Raw genomic sequence first — 20,602 nt, forward strand, 5'->3', positions numbered from 1 at the left:
CTAGAGACTCGCCGACGCCGTGATCAGCACCCGCACCGAGGCGGTGCCGCTGGGCACGGCCGTCTGCGAGTTAACCAGGATCTCACCGGCGACGAGGATCGCAAAGGGGGTTTTGAAGTCGATCATGGCGTCTGAAAGATGCGCTAAGCCCGCGCTATCGGTCGTCATGTCGGTAATCGGCACAACTTCCATCGGCGCCGCCGATGGCATCGAGGCGACAAACCCGGCAGCCGGATCATCGGGATCCATCACCGTGACCGGCGCCGAGTACATGCTAAACTCGGGCGTCGCGACGGTGAGCGTATTGTCGGCGATCTGATACTGCAGCCGTTCAATTTCCACGCTGACAAAGGCGTTGGCATCAATCGAGGCCAGCTCCGGGCGCTCCGCCTGCAGGTCGATTGTCCGCGACAACACGACCTTGATGGCAACATCGCAGGTCTCAGAGACCGCGTTACACGTGGCGGTGCACGCGCCGTCAGGGCACGCCAGCGACGCCGCTTGGCTGCAAGCATCGGGCTGGCCCGAGCAGGGTGTGGCGGCAACGGCGCTAACGTCCCCTATGCCGAGCGCATCAATGTCGACCGCGAATTCTTGCGACGACAGCGTCAGGTCAATCGCGGCGACGTTGGGATCAATGAGCGAACCACAGCCAACCAGCGCGCTCGCAGCTACAGCGAAAAGGCAACGAAGAGATACCATCCGCTAATGATCGCATAACCGCCTCAAAGCGCAAGCGACTTACCGCACGCCGGCTAGCGGATATGCATGCGTTGCGTGGTCAGGCCCGCGTGCCAAACCGCATCGGGCGTGACGTACATCGCGTCGCCGTAGCTAAAAAACCGGTAGCCACGCCCAACCGCCAGTCGATACGCCTCCAGCGTGCGCTCATACCCTGCATACGCACACACCAGCATCAGCAACGTCGATTGCGCGAGATGAAAATTCGTAATCAGCGCATCGACCGCCCAAAAGCGCAGGCCTGGCTTGCCCGGATATAGAAACAGATCAGTATCGCCGGGCCCGGAGGCAACGCGCTTGGGCGAGGTAGCGGCCGCCTCAAGCGTGCGCATGACGGTGGTGCCGACGGCGACGATTGGACGACCGCTGGCGATGAGCTCGGCGGTGGCCGCGGGAACCTCATAGCGCTCGCGGTGCATAACGTGATCGGCCAGTGCCAGCGCGCGCATCGGGCTAAAGGTGCCAAGCCCGACGTGCAAGGTGACGCTCGCCCGCGCAATGCCGCGCGCCTCAAGGCGAGCCAGTAGCGCCGGCGTAAAATGCAGCCCCGCGGTAGGCGCGGCGACGGCGCCGGGGGCTCTGGCAAACACGGTTTGATAGCGAGCGTCGTCGTCGTCGGCCGCGGCGCGCTCAATATAGGGTGGCAGTGGCAAGGCGCCCCACGCCTCGATAAATGGCAAGGCGGGCGACGGCAGCCGCACGTCGATGGTGCCGTCGTCGTGGCGATCGCTGACAAATTCGAGCGTCGCCGCCCGGTCGCCCGCGGCGAGCTGCATGACCTGGCCCTTGCGCAGCGGGCGCCGCGCCTTGGCCAGCGCACGCCAGATTTCACCATCGGGGGTCACCTCAAGGGCATGCAGCAACAAGAGCTCGAGCGCGCCGCCCGTTGGCCGCTGGCCTAGCAGGCGCGCCTTGAGCACGCGGGTGTCATTGACGATGAGCACCGCGTCGTTGGGGATGAGGTCGACGACGTCGTCAAACATAAGATCGCGCGGCGGCGACGACGACATATCGAGCAGCCGCGACCTGCCGCGCTCTGGCGGCGGATGCTGCGCAATCTGGCCAGGCGGCAGATCAAATTCGTAGTCCGTGCGCAGCTGCACGCCGGCGAGGTAGCGCATGCGGCGGGCAGATGCAATCCCTGGCGAGGCTAAGGCTGGCGGCTCGCCGGTTTGCTACGATGCCACCATGGCATCGGCGGCATGGCGCGTAGCATCGGCATTTTTGGCAACGGGACTGCTCTGGCCTTACGCCGTCGTCGCCCGCGCAGATCCTCCGCCCGCCGCGGCCCAAGAGGTGTTGGCGGCGGCACTTGCCGCGCCATATCCTGACGCCAGCCTTGGCATTGGGGCGCTGTTTCGCCGCGGGGGGAGCGACGAACTCTTGCGGGCGTGGCCATCGCTGGTCGCCTCGTCTCGTCCCGAGCGCTCGGCGTTAATGCAGCGTGCGGCGCGCAGCGCGGGCGCCAATCCGAGTGGGCATGCCGTGTTGGTGCAAATGCTGCTAGGCGATGATCTGGCGACGAGCGTGGGGGCCGCGAGCTATCTCGCCGAGACGGTCGACGAACACGAAGCCTGGAGCGACCTCGACCTTGCGCAGCTCGCCAAGCACGCCGCCAGCCTGCGCGCCAGCCGTGCCCGCGCCACCGCGGTTGCGGTGCTGGCGCGTCGTTGCGATCACCGCGCGGGGCAAGCGGTCGTGCGCGATAGGCTCGCGCGCGATGACCACCATCTAGTGCAGGCCGCCGCCATCCCCGTGGTGGAATGTGAGGCGCAGCGCGGTGGCGCTAGCCCGCTCGCCGCCCTCATCGGGATCGCGCAAACCCGCAAAGTCGCCACCTCTGTGCGCATCGCCGCGATAACACGGGTCAGCGACCTAATGAGCCGCACGCCCACGCCGCTCACTGAAGCGGAGCGCCGGTTGCTGCTGCGCCAATTCTCCTCCTGGCGAAGCACAGCCTCGGGCAACGACATTGCGCACGCGCTGGCGCTCGAACTTTTGCGCGCTTTGGCGCTCGACCCGCACCCAGACACCGAGCGCATGATCCTTGCGACCCTCAGCGAACGCTGGCCGAGTGACCTAGTCAGCGCCGCCATTGCCGTCGTCGCGCAACGTGCGCCTACGTGCCAGGCGGGCGCCCGCGTCCCCTTAATCCGCTTAACGCGGCTACCGTTTGCCGAACTCGCCACTCCCGCAAGCCACGCCCTGCGCCTGTGTTTTCCGCCGCGCTAGCCAGCCCTGCTACGCCGGGGTCGCGGCAAGCCCCGCGCGGAGGCGTTCATGCTGCGGCTCAAGCTCGAGCCCGCGCTGGAACATGCCGCGCGCCTGGCGCGCCTCGCCCAGTTCGAGATGGATGGCGCCGAGCGCCCAGTAGACATCGCCCTTGCTGACGCCGCTGCTGGCATCAAGCGGTTGCAAGACCAAGGCGCGATACATGCGGCGCGCGTTCTCCCAATCGCGATGCTCAAAGTAAAGCGCGCCGAGCGCCGCCATCGTGGCCGGATCGCCGGGTTGCAGCTTAAGTGCCTCTTCATAAAGGCCTTGCGCCGTGGCGACCTCACCGCGCCGCATCGCGAGCCCCGCCAAGCGCTCCTTGGCGCGCGCGTGGTCGCGGTTGCGCCGCTGCCCCTTGGCCAAATCCGCAACCTCGAGCAGGCGCGCTTGCGCCTCGTCGACCAACCCCGCGCCGATCTCACAATCGGCGACAACAAAGGACCAACTGCTATCGCGCGGGCGCCGGCGCGCGACCTCGCGCACATACGGCACCATCTCCAGCACGTGCGCCGGCACGACGCCCGGCTGCTGACCGCTCCACCAGGTTTGTACTAGCGCTTCGCGCGACGCGTCGTCTTCGACGCCGAGCAGTCGCAGCAGCCACGTATTGGCCTGCTCGCCGTCACCGCGACCCAGCGCGTCTTCGTAGAGCCATTTAATCGCGGGCCGGTGGTTGGCGTCCGCAGCAACCGCGCGCTCGTACCACTGCCGCGCCGATCCAAGATCATCGCGTTGCAGCGCGAGACGCGCCTGCATCACGCACAGCTCCGCCTGCTGCGGCGGCGGCAGGTTTGCCGTGAGTAGCTGCTCGACCAGACCACCGACTGTGGCCCAATCGTTTTCGAGCGCCGCGATCTTGGCGAGCTGGAGCTGCGCTTGCGTGTGTTGCGGCGCCTTGGCCAAGATGGCCTGCAATGGCGCCCGCGCCTCGCGGGCGAGCCCACCCGCGAGCAACGCCTCGACTTGCGCGGCGCGATGCGCGACCTCGTTGACAAGATCACCGCGCTCGGCGCTTGCCATCGCGGCGCGCTCCCATTGCGCGGCCAAGCGCTCTGCGTCGTCTGGTGCGTGCCACAAGGCGGCCAAGGCATCTAGCCCGACAATCCACGTTGGATCGAGCGCGAGCGCGGCAACATACGCCTCGGCGGCGTCGTCTGGCCGCCCGGCCTGGCGCAACTGCGCCGCCAACCTGCCCCACTCATCGCGCCGCGCCGGACCCGGCGTGACGTCGACGATGTGCCTGATGGTTTCGATGGCGCCCTCGACGTCGCCCAGGCGTCGTTGCGCCGCTTCAAGCGCGCGCAAGCTCGCAAGATCCGGCCTCAGCGCCACGCGCTCCTGCCAAGCGGCAACCACCGGCGCGCCGTCACCGAGATGGGCCTGCCACACCGCGGCGAGCTGTTCGAGCAGCGCGGCGCGCGCCGTGTCGTCAGACGTCGCGTCGATCGCACGTCGCAGCATTGCGGCATGTTCGGCATGTCGCCCGAGCTGCGCGAGCAAGCGCGCGCTTTGTCCCAACGCCGCCACATCGTAGGGGTCGGTCGCCAAGACGGCCATCCACGCCGCCAGCGCCGCGTCGCCTTGATCTAGGCCCATCCACAGCTCCGCGGCCCGGATCAGCATAGCGCGGCGTTCGTCGAGATCGTCGAGGACCGGCGCGAGCTGCAGGCATGTCTCGGCCTCTAGCTGCGCCTGGCGCGCCTGGTGATACACGCCGATGAGGGCGCGCAGCGCGTCGACATGCCGCGGTTCGCTCGCAAGGACGTTGCGATACGCGGCGGCCGCCCGCGCGCCGTCACCCAGCTTATCGCGTAGCACCCCGCCAATGCGGAGATAGAGCAAGTTGCGCCGCGCGACGTCGTCGGTCGCTGCGGCGACGCCATCGAGGCGCGCCGCCAGCTCCGCCCAGCGCCCGGTTTGATCGGCCAGTTGTTCGACCGCTGCCAGGGCATCGGGCTCGTCGGGGGCCTCGGCGAGCCAGCCCCCCGCCGCATCAAGCGCCGCCAGCGGGTCGGCCAGATGCGCCGACGCAATTTCATACATGTCGCGATACAGCTCGGCGCGCCCGGCGCGATCGGCGGTTTGCGCCACGCGCTGCGCTAACACGTGGTGCAGCTTAGGCCAGGCCTGGCGTTCGCGAAACAAGCGTTCCAGCAGCTCGACGATCTCATCCACCGGACCGCGTCCCGTGGCGACGAGATGCTCCAGCGCTTGCGACGTCGGCGTATGCGATGGATCTGACGCCAGGGCCTCGCGATACCAGCCCACCGCCGCATCCAAGTCGCCGCGCATCTGCGCCGAAACCTCACCCAAGCGAAAAAACAGGTCCGCGCGTTGCGCGTCATCTTCGGCCAAATCCGCCTGCCGGCGGACTACCTCAAGATAGCGTGGCCACGCCTGCGCCCCCGCCAGCACGCGTTCGAGCGCGGCAAGCACGGACGTCGGCTCAGGCGCCAAGAGCAGCGCCCGCTCGAGCGCGTTCGCCGCACCCAAGAGATCGCCGGTCCGTTCTTCGGCGATGCCAGCCAGCCAGATGGATAAGCCGTAGTCGACCTCGGGTGGCAGCGGCGACGCCAATACCTGCCGCACGTCACCCGCGACTTGCGCCCAGTTACCCAAGCCAAGCGCGAGGCGTTCCACCTGAGCCATGGCGGCGCGCCACGTTAACTCGTGCGCCAAGGCACCGCGCCACACCTGATATGCCTGCGCGGGCTGGTGCCGCTCGGTTTCATGGAACGCCGCAAGCGCCGCGGTGGCCGCCGCGACATCGAGGCCCTCGACGCCTTCGCGTGCAAGCGAGACGTTGCGCGAGAGCAAGGCCTCCACCGCCTCAAGGTTGCCTTCGTCACGGTGCAAGGCCAGCAGCGTCGCAATGACCGAGGCAGACTGTTCGTCGGTCATGGCCTTCTTAAACAACGCGGCGCGCGCCGCCGGATGCGACGGTGCCTGTGCCAGCGCCGCCAAATAGAGCCCCACCGCGCGCTCGGTTTCACGCAGCTTGGCGTCGGCAATATCGCCCGCCTCGGTCAGCGCCTCCGCGCGCGCCGTCGCGGCGTCCGGCAGCGCCTCTACCAGGCGCTCAAGCGTGTCGACGAGTTCGGGCCACATTTCGCGCTGTGCATAGAGACGCCGCAGCTCGGCGAGCACCTCGATATCCCGCGCATCCACCCCCAGCGCCTGCTCGTATACCTCGACCGCCGTGGCCTGATCGCCAAGCCGGCGCTCATAGACGGCGGCCAAGGCAAACCGCAAGCGCCGCAGCTCATCGCCATCACCGTCGGCGTAGTTGAGCTTCATCGCGAGCACGCGCGCGAGTTCTGCGGCGGCCCCCGCGGCATCGTACAGGCGCTCGAGGGCGTCGAGCGACGCGGCATGGCCTGGCAATTGTTCGAGCAACGTCTCATGGGTGCGAATGGCGCCGGCGTGGTCGTGCAGCACGTCCTCGTAGAGATTGGCGAGGCGGCTAAGCAAGATCTCGCGTTCGTCGCCATCGGCATCGAGCGCGCGGCGCTCCCATTCCTTGGCAACTTCAAGCGGCTGCGAGGTCTTGAGCAACAGGCGCTCGATCTGCAAATTTGCCTCCGTGGCATCGGAGGCGACATCGCGTACCGCGCGCCACGCCTGCAAGGCCGCCGCGAGATCGCCGAGCTGTGTCTCGACCACGGCCGCATACTCCGCGCCATAAAACGCGCGACGATCTGGATCGCTGGCGTTCTCCTTGGCGCGATGCAGCGCGTTCACGACCAACGGCCATTCGGCCAGCGCCTGCCCCAACCGCAACACGGCATCGCCTGCCTGCGTGCTGTCGACGTCGAGCTGCCAGGCACGTGCCCATGCGTTTAACGCAAAGCCGACGTCGCCGCCGCGCTGCTCGTGCAACGTCGCCACCTCGGCCAGCGTTTCGAATTGCTCGTGCGGATCGGCGATGTACGCGAGCTTTGAATCGAGGATGATGACGAGCTTTTGCCACCAATCGCGCCCCCGGTAAAGCGGCTCAAGGATGGCCAGGATGCGCTCCCGCACCGCATCCTGCATCACCAGACGCTCAAGCGCAGCGACGGCGCGTTCGCCGCCGACCTCCGATGCCAGCACGATTTCGTACTGATCGACCGCCGCCGAGAGGTCGCCCATTCTGGCTTCGAGCAGGCCCGCCAGCGTCAATCGATGCGACGACTCTTTAATGTCGCCCGCCAGGCGCGCGATGCGTTGCTCGGTTAGATCGACCAGCTCATCCCAGCGCTGACGCACGTCGAGCAGCCGCTGCAGTTCATCGGCGGCACGCTCCCACGCCGCATCGTCGCCGGCATCGTGCGCGATGGCAAGCATATCCCGATACACCTCGATCGCGCCGTCCGCATCGCCTAGCGCGCGCTCGCAGCGAAGAGCGAGCTTGTGCGCCAGCTCGAGATATGCCGCCGGCAGCGGCGCGCCCTTGTTGCCCATGCCGCCGAGCAATTCGCGGTAAAATTCTGCCAACGCCGCGTGCAGCCCGCTGCTGTCAAGCATGCGCTCGAGGTAGGCGACGATCTGCGCGTCCGTCGGGTCGCCATCATCGTCGCATTCAAGGGCGCGTCGCGCGGCCTGCAAGGCCTGCAGCGGCTCATGCAAGCGCGCATCGAGCACCTGCGTAAGCGCCCAGGCATAGGCCCGAACCCGCGCACTCTCGCTGCCCAGCTCATCAAGGATCTGCTGATATGTCGTCGCCAAGAGCGGCCACGCCCCAAGAAATTGCACGATGCGCTCGAGCTCGCCGTGGGTCGCGTCATCGTGGGGTTCGTCGCGCAGCACGCGCGCGTACCATTGCGCGGCGCCCTCGAGATCCTCGAGTTGGTCTTCGTGCAGGCGCGCGATCTGGCGATGCAGGGCGTTGCGCTCCGCGGGGCCCGCGGCCGCGCGCAGGCGAATCTCATACACCTTGACCAATTGCGGCCATTGCTGGCGCGCGACATACCGCGGCTCTACCGCCGCTGCGGCCTCGTGGCCAAACGTGGGATGATCGAGATACTGCTCGAGCGCCGCGAGCGCGACCTGATTATTTGGATCGAGGTCCATGGCGGCATCGAAGTGCATGATCGCCGCCTCGCCGTCATCGAGGTGGTCGCGCGCGAGCTGGCCTAGGCTGAGACAGAACGAGACTTGCGCCGCGTGGTCGCGCGTGGTGGCGAGTTGCCGCAGCAGCACCTCGCGCCGATCGTGCCAGCGCTCGCTGCCCGCATAGAGCGCCGCCAAGGCCGCCAGCGCCTCGCGATGCGTTGGCTCAAGCAGCAAGACCTGCTGCCACGCCTCGATCGCGGCGGCCTGATCGTGCGCGCGGGTCGCGTAGAGGCGTGCCATCTCCACCCACAGCCGCAGCAGCTCGGAAGGCTCGCCGCCACTTAGCTCCGTCTTGCGCGCGAGAATGGCGAGGAGCGCCGGGACGTCGTCGCGTTCCCGGTACATCACCTCGAGCGCGCCGAGCACCATCTTGTCGTCGGGGTGCGTCGCGAGCACGCTGCGATAGCTTGCCTCGGCCAGCGCGAGATCCTGCCGCAGCGCCTGCGCCAGCTCGGCGATGTCTAAATACAGGCGCCGTCCAATCTCGCCATCAAGCACCCGCGGCGCGATGTCTTGATACAGCTCGATCAGTGCGTCTTCCTTGCCGAGCAGCCCCGCGAGGCGCTCGGTCTCGTTGATCTCGAGCATAATCTCAGGTTCGCCGACCGCGGCCTTAAGCGCCTCAACCCGTGCGGCAAACGCGCGCTCGCGATCGCCGAGGCGGTCCTCATACACGCGCGCCACTTGGCCCAGCCGCGCCAGCTTGGTCTTGAGATGATCCGTGGCAGCTAGCGTTTCGCCGAGGCGCACCACACGGCTCCATTGCGCGCTGGCAAGATAGTGCGGCCACAGCACGTCGGCAACGGCGGCCGTTAGCTCGGGGCGCGCAAGCATGGCCTCCAGCGCCAGCTCGGCGCGTTCGCGGCCGGTTGGGCTGGCAAGCAGCATGGTCCAGCGTTCCAGCGCCTCGACGTCGCGACCCAATTTGTCCGCCAGCAGGGACGCGATGTCAGCGCTGAGCTGCGCCACGCCCGCCTCGGGCGCGCTCTTCTCGCGCAACATGCTGACGCGGCGCTCAAGGATGTCCACGAGATCGAAGTAGCGCCTCTGCGCTTCGAATAAGCGTGCGAGCTCGACCATCGACGCGGCATCATCGGGATCGCGTTCGATTAGCTCTTGATAGGTCGCGATCGCCTGATCGGCATCGCCGAGGTGTTGCTCATAGACTTGCGCCAAACGGGTTAGCAAGGCTGCCTGCGGCACGCCTACCCCGCCCGCATCGAGCCGTTGCCGCAACAGCGCCGCCAACGCCGGCCAATCCGCCGCGGCCACCAACAGGTCTTCGAGGGCGACATAGGCCTCTTGGCGCGTGGGCGCCTCGGCGAGCACGTAGCGCCACGTCGCGATCGCGCGCTCGGGCTGGCCACCCGCTCGCTCGTAGTGGGCGGCGCGTTGCCAATGATCGATGCGACCGGCCGCGCTATCGGCGACATTTGCGAGCTGATGGTGCAGCGAGGCCAAGGTCTCGGGCGAGGCCGCTGTGCCTTGCAACCGAACGATCTCGAGCAACGCGTCGCGCACGTGCGGGGCGGAGGTGCCCGCCAACGAGACGATCGACTCGTACGCGACCAACGCGCGCGCCGGTTGCCCCAGGCGCAGCTCGAGCATCCGCGCCAGCTCCACGAGGTAGCGCAGGCGCAACTCATGATCGGTCGTCGCGTCGGCCGCTACGAGTTGCCAAAGCGAGGCCAGCTCGCCCCATTTGCTCAGCTGCGCGCCGACACGTTGCACGGCCAGCCTCGCCACCTCCGAGCTGGCATCGGCAAGCAACGCTTCGCGATAGGACGCAAAGGCCGCGTTGGGTGCGCCAAGCCCGTGCTCCTCGGCCTCGGCGATCTTGAGATAGAGCGCGCACCTGCTCGGCCCAGGGGGCTGGTGCTCGACCGCGATGCGCAACACGCCAACGAGTTCTTTGTAGCGACGCTCGGCCTCGTAGATGGGCGCTAGCAAGGCCGCCGCACGCACCCTGACCTGCGGGTCCTCGAGCAGCCGCGCGACGAGGTCTCGCACCGTTTTTTCTTGACGATTTCGCGCCAACACCTCCTCGGCCAGCGTCAGCGCCGCCGCGGCATCTTGCAGCCGCGTCGCCTTTAGCTCGATCCGACGCACCAACACCGCCAGCTGTTCTTTGCCGGTAAGGTGTGGCGTCTCGCGCGCTAACAACTCCTCGGCCGCGCGCCACTGTTCGTGGGTCGTATAGAGGCGCTCGAGGGCGCGATAGGCCGTCGGCGCTTCGGCGTCGATTTCGAGCAGGCGCAGATAGGCGTCGGCCGCGTGCGACCATTGATGGCGTCGCTCTTCTTCCACCGCCGCGAGCGCCTGCAAGGTCTGGATGCGATCGGCGTCCTCGACCACGGCCTCAATGCGACGATTGAGCAAGTCGCACAACTCATCCCATCGCTCGGCCGCGTGATACATGCGCGCCAACGCATCGAACGCATCGCGCGCGTCGCGCTCGAATCCAAGCACCGTCAGCCACGCACTTTCGGCGCCCGCGAGGTCGCCTAGCGGATCTTCGCACACATGGGCCAATTCGGTGGCGAGCGCTCGCAACGGCGCGTGCACGCGCTTGTCTGGGCCGCTGGGCTCCGCGGCGCCGGCCAGCAACGCCGCAAGTACCGCGGCATACTGCGGGTGACGCGCTTGCCGGCTGGCCAACTCTGCCAAGACGGCGCGGGCCTCGCGATCAAAGGGCCTTGCCTCGACGACGCGGCGCGCGCTGTCCCAAGCCGCGTCGTGGTTGGCGAGCACGCCGCCATAGAGCGATACCAGGCGCGCATCGATCGCCTGACGTTGCTCGGCATCGTTTGATTCCTCGCGGATAATTTCCAGCGCCGAGGCAATGCGTTCGCCATCACGACGTTGTTCCAGCAAAGGCAGCAAGGCCTCTGCCAAGGCCAAGCGATCGCCTGATGCCAAGGCGTTGCGCTTGGCAGGCACTTGAAGATAGGTCTCGAGCAACCCCAATAGGCCCGTCTTGGGCAGGCCCACGCGCAGCGCCACCTGCCAGGCGCGCCAGTACAGCGGGAAGGCGTCTTGCGGCGCCGCCAGCTGTGCCTCATGGAGCTGGCCCATGCGGCTGAGCAAATCGAGCTCGCTCTCAGGCGACGACGCCGTCGCAAGCTCGCCGGTGAGCGCGTCGAGGACGCCTCGCCACGACTTGCGGCCGGCATGCAATTTGGCCAGTTGGCGAAAGGCGCGCACTGAGGTCTGATCCACGGCGACGATGGCTTGATACGTGGCGATGGCCGCGGGCACGTCGCCCAGGCGTTCCTCTTCCATCGCGGCAATTCTAAACAGCAGCTCGCATTTGGCGGCGGCGCTTTCGGCTCGCTCCACCCGTTGGCGGTACAACGCGAGCAGGCCTGCATAGTCGCCAAGCGATAGCGCGAGCTCTTCGAGCTGGGCTTGCGCTTGCGCATTGCCAGGGTCAAGCGCCAGGACGCGCAACTGGTACCCCCGCGCCAGCGCGGGATCATGGAGACGTTGCGCCGCCAGCTTGGCCTGCTCACCGATGATGGCAAGGGCTGCGGCGGCGGATGGGCGGTGTTTTTCCATCGCCTCATCTAACAGCTGCAACAATTCCACCACTTGCTCGGGCTCATGCGCGAGGCGAGCCGCGTCGGCACGCAACGCCGCTTGGCTGGGGTCCGCCCACAGGGCACGCAACGTCCACGCAAACGCCAAGGCCTTTGAGCCGAGGCGTTGTTCGCACAGCGCGCGAATCTCGAGCAGGCGCGCGTGCCTCGCGTCGCCCTCGTCGTCCGTCGCAAGCAACGCCTCGAGCACCGGCAGCAGCCTTGACCATTTATCGGTGCGGAGATAGTGGTCTCGCAGCGCCAGCGCCGCGCGGCGATGAGACGGCGAGCTGGCGAAGACGCGCTCCCACGCACGCATCGCGCGCTCCTTGCCGTCGGTCGCGCTGCCGCTGGCTAACTCGGCCGCCCGCGTCGCGAGCTGCAAGCGTTCGTTTTCGTCTTCGGTGCGATCCGCTGCGCCCAGCAGCACGTCGACTAATTCGTCGCTCTGGCCGGCGGCGGCGTAGAGCGCCTCTAACCGATCGTATTGCCGCGTCGAGGCATAAAGTTCGCGCAGGATCCGCATCGCCTTGGCATGCCCTGGGTCGAGCGCGAGGATCGCCTGATAGGCCTCCACCGCACGGGCTTGATCGCCCAGCCGGTCTTGATACGTGGCGCCAAGTTTTTCTAGCGCCGCGACACGCCGCTCGGGCGACGTGGCGGCATGCGCCTGACGCCCCAACACGTCGGCGAGCCGAGCCCAGTTACGCTCGCGCTCCCACAAAGTCGCCAGGGCCGCCAGCGCGTCGGTAGGCACCACCCCTTCGATGGCGAGGCATTGTTCATAGGTCGCGGCCGCAAGCGCCGCATCGCCTTGCTTCTCGGCCGCCACGCGCGCCAATTCGAGCAGGCCGTCGTATTTGGCCTGGCCGTCGAGCTCGGCGAGCTCCAGCGCCAGCACGTCGAGATACGGTCGCCATTGACGTCGCCGAAGGTGCAACTCTTTAAGCCGCTGCAAGGCATCGCGATCGCCGGGCCTTAACTCCAAGATGCGCTCGAGCGGCCGCACCGCCTGCGCGAAATTGCTGAAGCGATCGCACCACAGGGTCGCAATCTCGCGCAACACCTCACACCGTTCATCCACGGCGAGTTCGGACGACTCCGCCAGCCGGCCAAGCAAGGCGATGAGATCATTCCACCGCCCGAGCGCGCGATATTTATCCGCGAGCAATTGCATGACCGAGCGCGACGCGGGATCCAGCTTGAGGATGGCGACGTAGGTGTTAACCACCATGACGTCGAGCTTGAGGCGATCGCGATAGATCGCCGCGATCTGCATCAAGATGCCGGTGCGTGCCGCCACGTCGTCAGGCGGCAAGCGCTCGAGCTCTTCCTTCCAGATCTCGAGCAAGGCATTCCACTTGCCGCTCGCCTCATACAGTCGGCGCAAGGCCGCCTTGGCCTCCGCCGAGGCCGCGTCCGCTCGCGCCACGTGCTTCCACGCCTCGATCGCGGCGTCGGCCGGCGCGCTCGCCTCGATCGTACGTGCCGCATCGAGCGCCAAGGCGCGCGCGCGCGCGGTATCCGGCGGGCTCTGCGCGAGCACGTGCCGCTCGGCCTGGCGCAGAAAGCTGGCAAACTTTCCCACCTCTTGACGGCTCGCCAAAAGGGCTCGAAAAAATTCCAACATCGTCGCATCGGCGGGATTGCCACGCCGCACCCGCGTAAAGCTCTCCTCCGCCGCGGCGAGGTCGCCGACGCGCTGCCACAAGACGTCGCCGAGTTCGCGGCTAAGCTCCATTTCGAGGCGATCGCCTGGCCGCACCTTGAGCGCCGATTGCAGCAGCACCACGAGGCCGCTCCAATTTTGCCCGGCCTTGTAGCGGTCGGCGAGGTGCGCCAGCGCGCTGGGATGCGCGGGATCGAGCGCCAGCACGCTGGCGGCGCATTCGTCGGCACGGCTTGCCTCGCCAAGCAGCGCAAAGGCACGGACTAATTCCATGTAGAGTCTTTTGCGCTCGTCGACGTCGGCACAGGCGGCGAGTGACTCCTGCAACACCGCCGCCCGCGCACCCTGATCGCCGCGCAACATGGCCAGGCGCTCGCGTGCACGCCAGGCGCGTCGCGTTTTCGGCGCGAGGGCCACGGCCTCCCCTAGCCAGCCTTCGATGCGCTCGTCGTCAATAAAAAATCGCATGGCGGATTCGGCAAGCCGCGTCAGCGCAACCGCACGGCTGCTTGCCTCGCCATCGCGCCCACGCCGTCCCTCTGGCGTCGCCGTCAGCGCCTCGGCCTCGCCTTGCATCGACTCTTCGGCGCGCTGCCTTGCGTCGGCGATGTGGGCAGCCACCTCGGCCGCACGCTCCGAAGGGCCCAAGGTCGCCGCGACGCCTAGCGCCCGTTGTGCGCCCGCGACGTCGCAGCCTTCGTCAAAGGCCACGCGCGCTTGCTCCGCCAACACGCCCGCGCGATGCCCCTGCGAGGCTTCGCCTCGCGCCGCCAACGACTCCTCAACCAAGGCCAGCCATCGCACCGCGGCTTGCCAGGCGCCGCGATCACACAAGCGCTGCGCCACGGCGATGGCCTCTACCGCGGGCGCCTCGGCAAGCGCGACCGCAAGCTCGCCCCACAGCGTTTGCTCGTCTGCGTCTCGATCCAGTAACGCAAGCAGGGACGCAAGGTCAGCCATGTTTGGTGCCTCCATGGTAGCCGCCGCGTGCGCGACCGACAACGCCCGAGCCTGGCATTCACCGCGAACCATTAGGCGCCATGGCCTGCAATCCACCTACATGTACTTGTGCACCGCCGAGGGCGCGAGTAGATATGGCGCGTGTCTGCCCGTTCACCTTGGACATACATCGTGCCGCATCGGTGGGCGTTCATATCGGGCACGGCGCTGCTGCTGGCCACCAACGCCCTCTATCTTGGCATCCCGTTGGCCCTGGGCCGCATGGTCGAGGCGCTGCGTGCCGGCCAGGCGGACGCCGTCGCCACCCACTGTCTCTGGCTCTCGGCCTACGCGATCGCCACCGCCATCACACGAATCGGGTCGCGGCTCTTGATTTTCAACGCCGCGCGGGCGGCGGAATACGATCTGCGGGGCGAATTATTTTCGCACCTGCTAACACTGGAGCCCGCGTACTATCGCGGCGGCACCGGCGAAGCCATGACGGCGCTCTCGAGCGACATGCAGACCGTGCGGGCGCTGTGGGGCGCGGGCGTCTTGAACGTCGCCAATACGATCTTTGCCTTTGCCACGGTGCTCATCATGATGGTGCGCATCGATCCGTGGCTGACGCTGCTCAGCATCATCCCCTACCCGGCCATCGTGTTGGTAGGACGCGCCTTTGGCAAGCATATTTTTCGCGCCTCTCAGGCAACCCAGAAAAAACTGGCGCAGCTCGCCAATGCGCTGCAGGAAGACTTCGGTGGCATTGCGGTGCTGCGCTCCTATGGCGCGGGGCCGCATCGGCGCGCGGCGGTCGCGCAATGCTCGGAAGACCTTCGCCACGCCAATATGCGGCTCGCGCGCATCCGCGGCACGTTGGGGCCAACGCTTGCCGCCTTGGGATCCCTCGGCACGTTGGCGGTGTTGTGGTACGGCGGCCTCAAGGCCATCGAGGGCAAGCTGAGCGTGGGCGATCTCGTCGAGTTCTCGGCGCTGCTGGCGCGCCTGGTATGGCCGACGCTAGCGCTTGGGTGGATGCTTTCGCTGTGGCAACGCGGCCAGGCGAGTTGGCTTCGCATCGAGGCGATGTTGCGTCGTCTGCCCAAGACTGCGGCGCTTGCGGCCAACGCGCCGGCGCCAACTGGGGCCGCCGAGGTGACGCCTGATAGTGCGCGCCATGCGGACGCGGTTGCGATCGATCACCTAACCGTCACCATCAACGGTCATGCCCTACTCACCGACGTCACGCTGCATGCGGCACGCGGCGAAATCATCGCCATTGTTGGCCCCACCGGCAGCGGCAAGAGTACCCTGTGCGACGCGATTTGCGGCCTGATTGAGCTGCCAAGCCAGCGCGTCTTTGTGCTGGGCACCGACATGACCTCCGCGGCCGCACTCGCTACCCGCCGTGCCATTGGCTACGCGCAGCAAGATGCCTTTTTATTCTCGACCACCGTCGGCGACAACATTGCGTTTGGGCTGGGGCGCGGCTCGGCGCTCGCGGGGCATTCGCTGCAGGAGCTCGACCAGCTCGACCCCCGCACCACCGCCATGGCGCAAAGCGCGCTCGCCGATCCGGAAAATGTCACGGCGATCGAGGCCGCGGCGCATGCGGCCGGCCTCACGCCCGATCTTGCGGCGATGCCACAGGGCCTGCGGACCGTCGTCGGCGAGCGCGGCATCACGCTTTCGGGCGGTCAACGCCAACGCGTCGCCTTGGCGCGCGCCCTGATTCGCAAGCCTAGCCTGCTCATCTTGGACGATTCGCTGTCGTCGGTCGATGCCAAGACCGAAGCGTCGATCTTGGAGGCCCTCGACGCCTGGGTGGCGAACACCACCACCATCTTGGTTTCGCATCGGCCCAACGTCATCGCCCGCGCGCACCGCGTTTATGTGCTCGATCGCGGCAAGGTCGCTGAGGTCGGCACGCCGCAAGCGTTGCTCGCGCAAGGCGGCCTATTTTTTTCGCTGTATGGCCCGCATGTCAGCGCCCAGGAGCCGTCATGAGTCGCGACACCCCCGCCGGCGACGTGTTCGCGGCCAGCAATGCCCCACCGGATGCGGCGCTGCTGCGCCAGCTGGTGCCGTTTATCCGGCCCCACGCCCGCCTCCTATTTCTCAACTGGCTGCTGGTGCCGCTCACCGTCGCCTTCGAGCTCGCGCAGCCCTACATCGTCAAGCTGGCGTTTGTCGACCATATTGCCGCAGGCAAGCCTGAGGGGCTGGCGCGCCTGCTCATGCTGTTTGCCGCCCTCGTGGTGCTGCAGGGCATCAGCTCGTATTTCGAGCAATGGACGGTCCAGCTGCTCGGCCAGCGCACCATGCACGATCTGCGGCTCGCCGCCTACGACCACATCATGCGGCAGCGCGCCTCGTTTTTCGATCGCGTCGCGGTCGGGCGCCTGACCACCCGCATCACCAGCGACATCGAGAACATCAACGAGATGTTCGCCCAAGGCGTGGTCACGATCTTCGCCGACACCGTGCGCATGATCGGCATCCTGGTCATCATGTTTACGATCGATTTCCGCCTGAGCCTGGTCGTGCTCGCGACGTTTCCTTTTCTGTATTGGGTCGTGGCTTATGCGCGCAACGCGATGCGCGGCTCCTTTCGCGCGATCCGGCAACGCATCGCCGCGATGAATGGGCATGCCTACGAGCACCTCGCCGGCATTCGCATCGTGCAGACCTTGGGCCGGGGGCCCGCCGCCACCGCCGAATTTGACGTTCTCAATGCCGGCCATCGCGATGCCTACCTCGACTCGATCCGCGCCGACTCGGTGATGTATGCCGTGGTCGAAATGATCGGCGTGCTGGCGATCGCCGCCGTCGGCGTGTGGATCGCGCTGGCGCTGCGCGTCGACCATTCCACCATCGCCACCGTCGGCGTGGTGATCCTGTTTATCGAGTATTGCGGCAAGTTCTTTATGCCCATCCGCGACCTCTCGGCCAAGTACACCGTCTTGCAGAGCGCCACCGCCGCGCTCGAGCGCCTGCGCCAATTGCTCACCCACCACGAGCCCGATGCGCCGGTCATCGCCGCGCCCGCGCCCGCCCAAACGCCTCCCGAGCCCGGCGCCCACATCGAATTTAGCCACGTCGGGTTTGGCTACCGCGACGGTGAGCCCATCTTGCGCGACGTCAGCCTCACGGTGGCGCCCAAGCAGACCATCGCGATCGTCGGGGCCACTGGCAGCGGCAAGTCGACGATTATCAAGCTGCTGACCCGCCTTTACGAATGCGACGCCGGCCACATCTACCTCGGCGGGCGGGATATCACGTCGATCGCGGGTGGCGACCTACGCCGCCGCATCTCGGTGATTTCGCAAGATGCGTTCTTTATCGCGGGGACGTTGCGCGAAAACATCGCGCTAGGCGCCGACATCGCGGACGACGCCATCGCCGCCGCGCTCGCGACCCTTGGCGCCCAAGCCTTATTCGCGGCGCGAGGGCTGTCGCTCGATTCACCTATTGACGAGCGCGGCGGCAATCTCTCCGCGGGCGAACGCCAAATCGTCGCCTTCGCCAGGGCCTTGGTGCGCCAAAGCGACGTGCTCGTGCTCGACGAGGCAACCGCCCACATCGACCCCGAGGCCGAGCAGGCGATTGAACGCGGGCTCGCGGCCTTGGCGCGGCAGCAAACCAGCATCATCATCGCCCACCGCCTAAGCACCATCGCGCGCGCCGACCTGGTGCTCGTCATGCAACGCGGCGAGATCGTCGAGCGCGGCACCTACGACGAGCTGGTCGCGGCCGGCGGCGCCTTTGCGGCGCTGCAGCGGTCGTTTGCCGCCAAAACGGTTTCATTGCCCGCGCCCGCATGAGAAACTGACGGCGTGAGCGCGTTGCTCCGTGCCCTAGAGCTGATGTCCGACGGCGTTTTGGTCGTCGAGGCGGCAGAGCCGCACGTTTGGATGAACCTTGCCGCGCGGCGCATCTTTGGCGTCGAGCCGCAGACCGCGGTCACGACCACGGTGCTCAAGGAGCGTTTTAGCTTCTATCCGCAAGAGCTCGTGGCCTCGGCCGGCGAGATCCGGGAAGAGGTTGCCATCAATGGCGTGCGCTTTGAATCGGTCGTCACGCCATTTCAAGGCGCGGTCGTCTCGCGGACGAGTGAAGCGGCCGCGCGCGCCGCCACCGATGCCGACGTGGTGCGCGCGCCTTCAACCGACGGCACCATCGATGGCGCCATCATCGTCTTGCGCGCCATCGATACCTCGGTGCGTGCCATCGAACGCAAGCGTGCCGAGGTCGCCTCGGAGCTCGCCCACGACCTGCGCTCGCCGCTAACTTCGATCGCCGGTGCCATCGAACTCGTCACCTCGGGCTATGCCGGCGAGCTCTCGCCCAAGCAATTACAATACCTCGATATGGCGAAGATTGCCGCCAACAAGATGACGCAGCTGCTCGACACGTTGTCCGAACAGACGCGCACGCCGCCGGCCCAAATCACGCTGGTGCCGATCGCGATGGACCTCGCGCACCTGGCAAAAGACGTGGTCAGCCGGTTCCGCGACGTTGCCGCCAACAAAGAGGTGCGCGTCGATGTCGAGCTTGCGGCGCATTCGCTGCCGATTCACGGCGATCCGGGCCAGTTGTCGCAAGTGCTGGGGAATCTGCTATCTAACGCGATCAAGTTCGCGCCGCGCGGCGGCCGCATTAGCATTGATGTGTTTGGACCGCCCGTGGTCGCCGATGCCGTCGGCGTTTCGGTGGCCAACGCGGGTGAACCCATTCCCGCCGCCGAGCGCGAACGCATCTTCGAAACCGGCGCCGCCGCCCGCCGCGTCGCCGGCACGGGCCTGGGCCTCGGCATCTCGCGCGCCATCGTCGAAGCCCACGGCGGGCGAATCTGGGTCGACTCGAGCGAAAGCGGCACCAAGTTTATTCTCACCCTGCCGGCGCGCCCGACCAAGGCGCAAGCCTCGCTCGCCACGCATGTCCAGGCAGGCGCCGAAACCGCGCGCGTGCTCATCGTCGACGATGATCGCCACCGCGCCTATCTCACCAAGGGCATGCTCATGGCGGCGGGGCACAAGGTCGACGTCGCGCACGATGCGGAATCGGCGCTGGCCACGGCCCGTCATGAACGCCACGCCCTGATCATCGTCGCCGCCATGGTCGACAGCGCCACCGCGTTAATCTCAACGTTCGATCACGACCCGGACACGCGCAAATCGGCAATTCTCGCCATCGTCGATGGGCCCACGGGTGGCGACATGTTGCTTGCGGGCGCCAAGGACATCTTGCAGCTGCCGTTGCGACCGACCGAGTTTCGCGAGACGTGCGAACGCTTGCTACGCGAATCGGCGCAGGCCGAGGCGCCGCGCATTCTCATCGTCGACGACGACGACGCCGCACGCGCGATCTGCCGCGAGGTGCTGTCTAGCCACGGCTACGCGGTGCGCGACGTCGCCAAGCCCGAGCTGGCAATTGCCGAGGCGCGGCGCTTCCGCCCCGACGTCATCCTGCTCGACGTCATCATGCCGGGCATTGACGGCTTTGGCCTCGCCGAGCGCATCCACGCCGATCCGGTGCTCAGCCTCACCACGTTGGTGTTTGTCTCCGCGCGCAGCGAAACCGCCGACAAGGTGCGGGCCTTTCGCTTCGGCGCCGAGGACTATATCGTTAAGCCGTTCGACGCCGCCGAGCTCACCGCACGCGTCGGCAAATGCATCGAGCGCAAGACGCGCGAGATTGGCGCCTCGCCCACCACGCAACTCCCGGGCGCCGACGCGATCGAGGCCGAGGTCGACCGCCGACTCACCGACACCACGCGCCAAACCGTGTGTTGCTATCTCGATCTCGACAACTTAAAGGCCTACAACGACTATTACGGCTACGCCAAGGCCGACGGCGTCATCCGCCAGACCGCCGACCTCATTCGCGACATGGTCTCGCGCCATGGCAGCCCCGGCGATTTCGTCGGCCACATCGCCGGCGACGATTTTGTTTTTCTCTGCGACGCCGCGCGCGCTGATGAGTTATGCATCGCCATCTGCGAGCGCTTCGATCACGTCATCCCGCTCTACTACAACAAAGAAGATCGCGCCCGCGGCTACATCGAAACCAAAGACCGCTGGGGCGTCATGCGCAAGTTCCAAACCATAAGCGTGTCGATCGCCGCCGTCTCGCTCTCCGCCGTGGATTCCTTCGCCAACCTCGCCACCGCCGCCGCCACCGGCAAGTCGATTGCAAAAGCGATTAACGGCTCTGCCTACGTCCGCGATGGCGAGCCGCTCCTGGCACACCGCCGCCCGACCGCGCAGTAGGCGCATCCGCCATCGGCGCAAGCATCCGTTTCACG

At 66.9% G+C, this 20,602-nt stretch carries 7 protein-coding genes; 4 read left to right on the top strand and 3 right to left on the bottom strand.

Annotated elements, in window-relative coordinates; translation table 11 throughout:
- Complete coding sequence (locus tag IPL79_06195; protein MBK9070576.1) at positions 1-702, bottom strand: hypothetical protein; 702 nt, start codon at positions 700-702, stop codon at positions 1-3.
- 53 nt (positions 703-755) lie between these two features.
- The gene (gene queA, locus IPL79_06200; GenBank protein ID MBK9070577.1) at positions 756-1,862 is read right to left on the bottom strand and encodes a tRNA preQ1(34) S-adenosylmethionine ribosyltransferase-isomerase QueA; all 1,107 of its coding nucleotides are present in this window, start codon (positions 1,860-1,862) and stop codon (positions 756-758) included.
- A 67-nt stretch (positions 1,863-1,929) separates the two neighbouring features.
- Between queA and IPL79_06205 the strand changes: the two genes are divergently transcribed.
- Positions 1,930-2,973, top strand: a complete 1,044-nt coding sequence (locus IPL79_06205; protein ID MBK9070578.1) for a hypothetical protein — start codon at positions 1,930-1,932, stop codon at positions 2,971-2,973.
- Between the two features lie 9 nt (positions 2,974-2,982).
- Here the strand turns inward: IPL79_06205 and IPL79_06210 are convergent, their stop codons facing one another.
- Positions 2,983-14,316, bottom strand: coding sequence for a tetratricopeptide repeat protein (locus tag IPL79_06210; GenBank protein MBK9070579.1), 11,334 nt, complete (start codon positions 14,314-14,316; stop codon positions 2,983-2,985).
- Positions 14,317-14,457: 141 nt separating this feature from the next.
- Between IPL79_06210 and IPL79_06215 the strand changes: the two genes are divergently transcribed.
- From IPL79_06215 to IPL79_06225, 3 genes are read left to right on the top strand one after another with little or no spacing between them, the layout of a single operon-like run.
- Positions 14,458-16,302: an ABC transporter ATP-binding protein gene (locus tag IPL79_06215; protein MBK9070580.1), complete on the top strand. Its 1,845-nt coding sequence runs from the start codon at positions 14,458-14,460 to the stop codon at positions 16,300-16,302.
- Positions 16,299-18,119, top strand: a complete 1,821-nt coding sequence (locus tag IPL79_06220) for an ABC transporter ATP-binding protein (protein MBK9070581.1) — start codon at positions 16,299-16,301, stop codon at positions 18,117-18,119. The genes IPL79_06215 and IPL79_06220 overlap by 4 nt, the downstream gene beginning before the upstream one ends.
- Before the next feature lie 12 nt (positions 18,120-18,131).
- The gene (locus IPL79_06225) at positions 18,132-20,567 is read left to right on the top strand and encodes a response regulator (protein ID MBK9070582.1); all 2,436 of its coding nucleotides are present in this window, start codon (positions 18,132-18,134) and stop codon (positions 20,565-20,567) included.
- Positions 20,568-20,602 lie beyond the last annotated feature (35 nt).

Source organism: Myxococcales bacterium, assembly GCA_016716835.1.
GTDB lineage: Bacteria > Myxococcota_A > Polyangia > Haliangiales > Haliangiaceae > JADJUW01.